At 44.9% G+C, this 5,289-nt stretch carries 7 protein-coding genes; 6 read left to right on the plus strand and 1 reads right to left on the minus strand.

Going from position 1 to position 5,289, the window contains the following annotated elements; genetic code table 11:
* Positions 1-16: 16 nt before the first annotated feature.
* Positions 17-577 (minus strand): GlgB N-terminal domain-containing protein, encoded by a 561-nt coding sequence (locus WJ238_RS10065; protein ID WP_337606859.1) that lies wholly within the window; start codon positions 575-577, stop codon positions 17-19.
* 200 nt (positions 578-777) lie between these two features.
* Here WJ238_RS10065 and WJ238_RS10070 point away from each other — a divergent pair, with 200 nt between their 5' ends.
* The 6 genes from WJ238_RS10070 to WJ238_RS10095 form a co-directional block, all read left to right on the plus strand.
* A complete protein-coding gene (locus WJ238_RS10070) occupies positions 778-1,320 on the plus strand; it encodes a TetR/AcrR family transcriptional regulator (protein ID WP_147598319.1) in 543 nt (180 codons plus the stop codon).
* 2 nt (positions 1,321-1,322) lie between these two features.
* The gene (locus tag WJ238_RS10075) at positions 1,323-1,445 is read left to right on the plus strand and encodes a hypothetical protein (RefSeq protein WP_022068128.1); all 123 of its coding nucleotides are present in this window, start codon (positions 1,323-1,325) and stop codon (positions 1,443-1,445) included.
* Positions 1,417-2,103 carry a response regulator transcription factor gene (locus WJ238_RS10080; protein WP_138270606.1) on the plus strand — a complete coding sequence of 229 codons (687 nt, stop codon included), beginning with the start codon at positions 1,417-1,419 and terminating at the stop codon, positions 2,101-2,103. The genes WJ238_RS10075 and WJ238_RS10080 overlap by 29 nt, the downstream gene beginning before the upstream one ends.
* Before the next feature lie 8 nt (positions 2,104-2,111).
* On the plus strand, positions 2,112-3,149 hold the full coding sequence (locus WJ238_RS10085; RefSeq protein WP_173751806.1) for a sensor histidine kinase: 1,038 nt from the start codon (positions 2,112-2,114) through the stop codon (positions 3,147-3,149).
* Positions 3,150-3,257: 108 nt separating this feature from the next.
* Positions 3,258-3,941 carry an ABC transporter ATP-binding protein gene (locus WJ238_RS10090; RefSeq protein WP_337606864.1) on the plus strand — a complete coding sequence of 228 codons (684 nt, stop codon included), beginning with the start codon at positions 3,258-3,260 and terminating at the stop codon, positions 3,939-3,941.
* Positions 3,938-5,289 (plus strand): ABC transporter permease (locus WJ238_RS10095; RefSeq protein WP_337606865.1); only part of this gene is annotated, 1,352 nt, incomplete at its 3' end. The genes WJ238_RS10090 and WJ238_RS10095, both read left to right, overlap by 4 nt.

Consider the following 5,289-nt stretch of genomic DNA (forward strand, 5'->3'; position numbering starts at 1 on the left):
ACGACGCTCTTCCGATCTATTCATCGCAGGGATATTCGTTCAGAGGCATGATCTCCAGATAATTGTAGCCGTTGTTTTTTACATAGGGAATCAGGATTTTTGCCATTTCTTCATAGGTATACCAGGAATCTGCTTTGTCTGATGGCTTTTTAAAGGAACCGAAATGCAGTTCATAAATATTCAGCGGCTTCTGACGGCAGTCCGTGCGGGCTGCCATCCATTCTTCATCGTGGAAAGAATAGCCCTGCTGGTTCCTTATAACAGAGGCTGAGCCTGGACGCAGCTCCATTCCAAAGCCATAGGGATCGCAGTGCTCCACCCGGTTTCCGGATCTGTCATAAATACAGTATTTATACATCATTCCTTCCTTTGTTCCCGGAACAGAAAGCTCCCAGAAATTGCCGTCAGAAACCTTGTGCATGTCCCATTCCTGCCAGTGGTTAAAATCTCCGAATACAGTGATTCGGGAAGCGGCAGGCGCAAAGGTGCGGAATATGGTCGTTCCGTTGTTTATATGAGCGCCCAGATAGTCATAGGCATCAAAAATTTTTCCTGTATAGAATCCATAAAAATCCATGATCTTCTCCTTATAGATAATAGACATCAGTTGTGCTTTTGACTATAATATAAAAAACAGTACAGAGAATGTCCACCAACAAAACATTCTGTAAGACGGATAAGCAACCTTTTGATAAAAATGTCGCGTAATATACGAAAGGCAGCTATGAAAAGAGGACAGGCTGGGACATTCGGAAAAAACGGAAAACGAGGGAGAGTATGGATATCAGAATAGAAAAAACAGAAAAAGCCATTAAAAATGCATTTCTGGAGCTGAGGGCAAAAAAGCCTCTGGAAAAGATCACAGTTAAGGAACTGTGCGCTCTTGCATGTATCAATAAATCTACATTTTACAGCCATTACGAGGATATTTTTGCCCTGTCAGAGCTGATGGAGGCAGAAACCATTACCGCTGTAGTAAAAAATATTTCCGCGCAGCAGCAGGATCCTTTCCGGGAGCCTGAGATTTTTACCAGAAATCTTTACATGGCTCTTTTGTCCAGTAATTCTCTGATCGGTATTCTGTTTTCCGGGAAAGAAAAAGCGCGGCTGGGCGACTGTCTGGAAATGGAGCTGAAAAAGCTGATCTGGCAGAGATATCCGGAATATCAGCATGATACAGAGCGGAATATTCTTCTGTCTTTTTGTATACAGGGATGCTTTCACGCATATCTGAACCACAGGGATGAGGATCTGGATGCAGTGGTCCGAGTCAGCGAAAATGTGGTGAGAAACCTCAGACCGCTGTATTTCCGGGAGTAAACATGGAAGAAATTTCAGTGGAAATATTTCGCAGTTCCGGGAAAAGCGATCAGTTTCAGAAAAACGGAACAGATGAAACAGGAAAAGGAGAAAAACATGAGCAGAATATTGCTTTTAGAAGATGATCTGAGCCTGATTAACGGGCTTTCTTTTGCATTCAGGAAACAGGGCTTTGAACTGGCCGTAGCCAGAACGCTCAAAGAAGCAGACAGTTTGTGGGCGGATGGAAAATATGATCTTCTGGTACTGGACGTATCGCTGCCGGACGGCACGGGATTTGAATTTTGCAAAAAAGTGCGGCAGGTTTCCAAAGTGCCTATTATTTTTTTGACAGCGGCTGATGAGGAAATGGACATTATCATGGGATTGGATATTGGCGGAGACGATTATATTACAAAACCGTTTAAGCTGGGAGTGTTAGTTTCCAGAGTAAATGCGCTGCTCCGCCGGGCAAAAGATTTCAGCTCATCAGATACTCAGCTGGAATCAAATGGAATAAAAGTACTTTTACTGCAGGGGCAGGTCTTTAAAAACGGGGAACTGCTGGAACTGACTGCTGCGGAATACAAGCTTCTGTGCCTGTTTATGAGAAATCCCAATATGGTACTTACCAAGGAAAAAATTTTGGGCCAGCTGTGGGACTGCGATGGAAATTACATTGACAGCAGTACCCTTACTGTATATATGAGACGGCTTCGTATGAAGATTGAGGATAATCCCAGCGATCCTCAGATGCTTCTGACAGTCCGGGGAATGGGGTACAAATGGAATGTGACAGGGTGAGGAGCTTTATGAAAATATTTGTAAATAAAGAGATCAGAAAATTGTTTCTTGCATTATCAGTTATCTGGATGGCAGCCCTTCTGCTGACCCAGGGATTCTTATATCGGTACTTCCAGAGGATTTCTTTGTTCCTGTTACTTGTTTTTGCATTGGCAGGAGGATTGATACTGTCAGCGTGTTATTCCTGTTTCCGGAAACAGGATCAGCTTATGGAACAGGCAGTGTCACAGATCAACGGGTATCTTGACGGCAATCGCAATGCGCGTATTGAGTGTGATGACGAGGGGGAACTGTACCGGCTGTTTCACGCGGTCAATTCTCTGGCAGCGGTCTTAAATGCACATGCAGATAACCGGCTTCGGGAAAAGGAATTTCTGAAAAATACAATTTCGGATATTTCTCATCAGCTGAAAACACCGCTGGCAGCACTGAATATCTATAACGGGCTGCTTCAGGATGAGGATGTGGATCCGTCTCTGGTAAAAGAGTTTGCAGATTTATCAGAACAGGAGCTTGACCGCATCGAAACGCTGGTGCAGAATCTGCTTAAAATCACAAAACTGGATGCCGGTTCCATTATGATTGAAAAGGAAACGGAAAATGTGGCGGATATGATGGGGGACATTGAGCTGCATTTTGCATACAGGGCCAGACAGGAGCAGAAAGAAATCCTTCTGTCCGGCTCAGATAAGGTGATTCTTTTCTGCGATCGTGACTGGCTGTCCGAAGCAATCGGCAACATTGTAAAAAATGCTCTGGATCATACAGAAAAAGGAGATAAGATTCATATCGAATGGAGAGCCTTGCCTTCTGTCGTTCAAATCGTGGTAAAAGACAATGGATGCGGCATTCATCCGGAGGATCTGCACCATATTTTCAAGCGGTTTTATCGCAGCCGTTTTTCCAGGGACAGACAGGGGATCGGTCTTGGACTTCCCCTTGCAAAAGCGATCATTGAGGCACATGACGGCAGCATTGAGGTGGACAGTGAGCCGGGAAGAGGCACGGTTTTTACAATGAATTTTTTAATTCCTACAAAATTGTAGGCTGGCTGTAGGCTGACTGTAATGTTTCAGTGCTATCCTTTGTATTGTAGACAAAAAAGAACATTATCTGTCTGCAGAGCAAAGTTATTGAGAAAGAGGTGTTGCATAATGAATTTATTAGAGGTCAGAAATATCTGTAAGATTTATGGCAGCGGAGAAACTTCTGTAAAGGCACTGAAAGACGTCAGCTTTTCTGTTCCAAGGGGTGAATATGTGGCGGTTGTGGGAGAATCCGGTTCCGGAAAAAGTACCCTTTTGAATATGATCGGTGCTTTGGACATTCCTACTTCGGGAAAGGTGCTGATCGACGGCAAGGATATTTTTTCCATGAATGACCGGAAGCTGACCGTATTCCGGCGCAGGAATATCGGCTTTATCTTTCAGGCGTTTAACCTGATCCCGGAGCTGACAGTGGAACAGAACATGATTTTCCCAATGCTGTTGGATTATCAGAAGCCGGACAGAAAATATCTGGAAGAGCTTCTGACTGTACTGAATTTAAAAGATCGCCGGAATTACCTGCCAAGCCAGCTTTCCGGCGGCCAGCAGCAGAGAGTGGCCATTGGACGCGCGCTGATTACCCGTCCGGCTTTGATCCTTGCAGACGAGCCAACAGGAAATCTGGATACTCAGAACAGCAGCGAGGTGATCGCTCTGTTAAAAGAGGCGTCAAAAAAATATGAGCAGACTATTATTATGATTACCCACAATCGCAGCATCGCCCAGACCGCAGACCGGGTGCTTCAGGTGTCGGACGGAGTGCTTACTGATTTCGGGAGGTGCTGTCAATGAAAAGCTATTTAAGCCTTATTCCGATTTCTGCAAAGGTGCGAAAGAGACAGAACCGCATGACGATGCTGTGTATTATTATTTCGGTACTGCTGGTTACCGCGATTTTCAGTATGGCAGATATGGGAATCCGTATGGAAAAAAAGCGCGTGACAGAAGAGCATGGCAGCTGGCATATTATGCTGAAGGAGCCGACTGAGAAGCAGATTGATCAGATTGCACAGAGGACAGATGTTGCAGCTGTCTCTCATTATGACGCACTGAATGTTGATCTGTCTGCTGACTATACGATTCAGGGAAAAACATGCGTTATTGCAGGCGGCGATCATTCGATTCTCACGGAAATCTATGAGGATCTGACAGAGGGGCAGTATCCTGTAAAAGAGAATGAAATCTTACTTTCCAATGGAGCGAAAGAGTTACTTTCTGTAAATATCGGAGATGTGATTACCATGCATACACCGGCCGGGGATTTTGACTATAGGATTTCCGGTTTTGGAGGAGATGTTACCATTACTACAGATGCCGATGTGGTGGGGACTTTTCTGAGCTGGGATTCCTTTCAGAGTCTGGCAAAAGCAGAAGAAAGCAGGCTTGAGCCGGTATGTTTTGTACGCTTTAATGAAAATATTAATATTCGCAGGGCGATTTCAGAGCTGCGGCAGACCTATGGATTTACTGATGAAATATTATCGGAAAATACGGCTTTGCTGGGAATAACAGGATCCAGCAGCGATTCTTATATTATGGGAAATTATCTTATAGCTGTCATCCTGTTTGTTCTGGTTCTGGCAGCAGGAGTCTTTATGATCGCGGGAAGTCTGAACAGCAGAACCGCAGAGAGAACACAGTTTTTTGGAATGCTCCGATGTATTGGGGCGAGCAGGACCCAGGTTATGCACATAGTCAGACTGGAAGCTCTTTACTGGTGTAAAACAGCTGTTCCGGTTGGTGTGGCTGCAGGTATTGCAGGTACATGGATACTCTGTGCGCTGCTTCGGTTTGGGGCAGGAGCCGAGTTTGTACAGATTCCTCTGTTTGAAATCAGTGGTGTGGGGATCATCAGTGGAATTATTGTTGGAGTTTTGACAGTGCTGTTATCTTCCATTTCTCCGGCAAGACGGGCGGCGGCTGTTTCTCCGGTTGCGGCTGTTACCGGGAATTTTTATGAAAACGGAAACGCATCCCGGCCGGTCAGGAAAAACTTTCTGAAAATTGAGACAGCCCTGGGGATTCATCATGCAGTATCCTCCCGTAAAAACCTGCTTCTTATGACGGGTTCCTTTGCACTTAGTATTATTATGATTTTAAGCTTTTCTGTTCTTGTGCAATGGGTGAATATGGCGCTTAC

This window comes from Claveliimonas sp. (assembly GCF_037273965.1).
In the GTDB taxonomy this organism is placed as follows: Bacteria; Bacillota; Clostridia; order Lachnospirales; family Lachnospiraceae; genus Claveliimonas; species Claveliimonas bilis.